Source organism: Oscillatoria sp. HE19RPO, assembly GCF_024220515.1.
GTDB lineage: Bacteria > Cyanobacteriota > Cyanobacteriia > Cyanobacteriales > Laspinemataceae > Laspinema.
On sequence record NZ_JAMXOT010000145.1, the window covers coordinates 1 to 2,615 of the forward strand.

At 50.2% G+C, this 2,615-nt stretch carries 2 protein-coding genes; both read right to left on the bottom strand.

Translation table 11 applies throughout. The annotated features are described in order from the left end of the window. Positions 1-218: 218 nt before the first annotated feature. Positions 219-1,313 carry a RuBisCO accumulation factor 1 gene (locus NG833_RS13720; protein ID WP_254565850.1) on the bottom strand — a complete coding sequence of 365 codons (1,095 nt, stop codon included), beginning with the start codon at positions 1,311-1,313 and terminating at the stop codon, positions 219-221. A 72-nt stretch (positions 1,314-1,385) separates the two neighbouring features. Next, positions 1,386-2,309: an N-acetylmuramic acid 6-phosphate etherase gene (murQ, locus tag NG833_RS13725; RefSeq protein WP_254565851.1), complete on the bottom strand. Its 924-nt coding sequence runs from the start codon at positions 2,307-2,309 to the stop codon at positions 1,386-1,388. Positions 2,310-2,615 lie beyond the last annotated feature (306 nt).

Consider the following 2,615-nt stretch of genomic DNA (forward strand, 5'->3'; position numbering starts at 1 on the left):
TCCAAAAAATAAAACCTTCAAAAAACCCGCAGGCTCAAGCCTGGGGCTACACGGACAAAGCCCGCCTGCGCGGGCTAAAAGAGCCTTGTTAGGTGCGATCGCATCAAAGCAAGGATGATTTATTTGTTGGAATCCCCTAATAAGAAAATCAGCCCGCGTAGGCGGGCTTTGTTCGTGTAGCCCCACCATGCACGGGTGCGGGCTTCTTCTCTTAAAAATCACTCATCCATTTGCCACATTTCCTTCGTGAAATCTTCATCTAAGAATTTCTTAGGACGCAGCACTAACAACACTTGACCGAGAAATTTAACCTCCGGTTCTTGTTCAAACCACTGCATTTTTAGTTTTCCATTTTCTTCCCACAAAAAATACCCATTCGGGTCCCATTCTCGGGCAGCGCGATCGACTAAAACGAGAACTTCTTCCGCTTTTCCGGGTAGATCAATCGGTAAATCCTCGCTATGCCAGAGAATTGTCACTGGATCTTCAGCGCGTAACAGAACTTGCCAACTGGGGACCGGAACCCAGGCGGCATTTCCCGAGGATTTAACGATGCCAAAAGGTTCTTCAGGTTCAATCAGGGGAACCGCTTGTAAATCTTCCACCGTGAGGGGCATTCTGCCCACAACGGGGAGGATTCTAGGCAGTTCTTCAGCGGATTCTAAACGGTAAACCGAGAGGGTGGGCGCGGGTCGAGTTGAAGTGACGGTAAAATCCGTTAACAGTTGTTCCACTTGTTTACGGGCGCTAACCGTATGGGCGAAAGATAATCCTCGGGCAATTAAGCGCGATCGCTCTTGTAAATCGGATTTTTGACGGGCGAGTTTCCAACATTGATAGGCGACGGCATCCCCGGGATGGGTAGAAAAAGCTTCCGGAATTTTGGCGAGTCGGGATAAATCTTTCATCGCTTTGACGAGTTCGTGAGTCTCGTCAATATCCAGATTTTTACTAACAATGAACTCAGCCGCTTTGGCGCGCTCTTCTTGACTGAGGATGCGGAGTTCATAGAGGATATCGCTGCCTTTGCGGTTAAAATGCGCCTGGGTATCTTCTGCTACTCCAACAGCGATGATGGAATTATAAACTTGATAACCGACTACAATTTGATTTTGTTGAATCTGCTCAAAGCCGGTTTCTTCAAAAATTTGTTGGGAATTATACCCGGCTTTTTGCAAGCGTTGGCAGGCCATTCCCCAGCCGACCCAGTTTCCTTCTTTGCGTCGCAGTAATCGGATTAAATCTTCGGTTTCTTGGGGGGATAAAGCCGGTTCTGCATTGGGTTTAGACATTTCAGGCGAGCTATCTGTCATGAGTTCTCAATTAATAATTCAGGGTCAATGTGAGCAGTTGGGAGGGGGGGAAGGGGGTAATATTTTAGGGGATTAGGAGGCGGGATTTTTCAGACTGTCTACGGCTATTCGGAGTTGTCCGTTATGAGTTTCTAACAACTGTTGCGCCTCCTGTTTGTTGAGATGAGTCCAATGCATGATTAAGGCCAGTTTGACCGATCGCCCGCTTTTTTCTAACAGAAACCCCGCCTCTTTGCGACTTAACCCGGTCAAATCTTCCAGAATTCTCAAGGCCCGGTCTTGTAATTTTTTATTGGTAACTGAAACATCCACCATCCGGTTACCATAGACCTTTCCGAGCTTGACCATCACTCCGGTTGAGAGGATATTTAAGGCCATTTTGGTCACCGTTCCCGCTTTTAACCGGGTGGACCCGGCTAGAATTTCCGGTCCCACGAGCAGGCGAATATCGATATCCACCGGCACTTCCACCTGTTCTGCTGGAACACAGGCGATAAACACCGTGCTGGTTCCCCGACGACGGGCCGCTTGTAAGGCCCCTTGGACAAAGGGAGTGGTCCCCCCGGCAGTAATGCCGACGAGTACATCTAAGTCCGTGAGGTGGCGTCGGACCACCGCATCTTCCCCATCTTCGGCGCGGTCTTCCAGGTCCTCAGAACTGCGGATTAAAGCCCCGGCACCCCCGGCAATGATCCCCTGGACCATTTCCGGGGGAGTACAGAAGGTGGGGGGACATTCCGCAGCATCCAGGACTCCGAGACGACCACTGGTTCCGGCTCCAATATAAAACAGGCGTCCCCCTTGCCGGAGTTTGTCCGCAGCGAGGTCAATCGCTTGGGCGAGTTGAGTGCGGGCACTGGCGATCGCCGCTAAGGTTTTGGCATCCTCCTGATTGAAGAGGTCCACCAATTCCACAGAACTGAGTCGGTCGAGATTTGCGCTACTGGGGTTCACCTGCTCTGTGAGTAGATGTCCCCGTTCCTCCAAGTTTGTCATGATTGAGGGATGAATGAATAATTAAGAATTTTTGATGAGCAATTCTGGCTTTGTCCAGGGGTTACAGGGTCCTGGGTGGCGGGTCAAAGAGGACCCCACCCTAACCCTCCCCTTGCCAAGGGGAGGGGACCGGAGAATCACCATAAACGTAAAAAACCTACTCTTGTAAGGGTGTTCCAACAAATAAATCATCCAAATCCCGATGGTTAAGCACCTAACAAGACTGTATTAGCCCGCGCAGGCGGGCTTTGTCCGTGTAGCCCCAGGCTTCAGCCTGCGGGTTTTTTGGGGATTTTATTTTTTGGA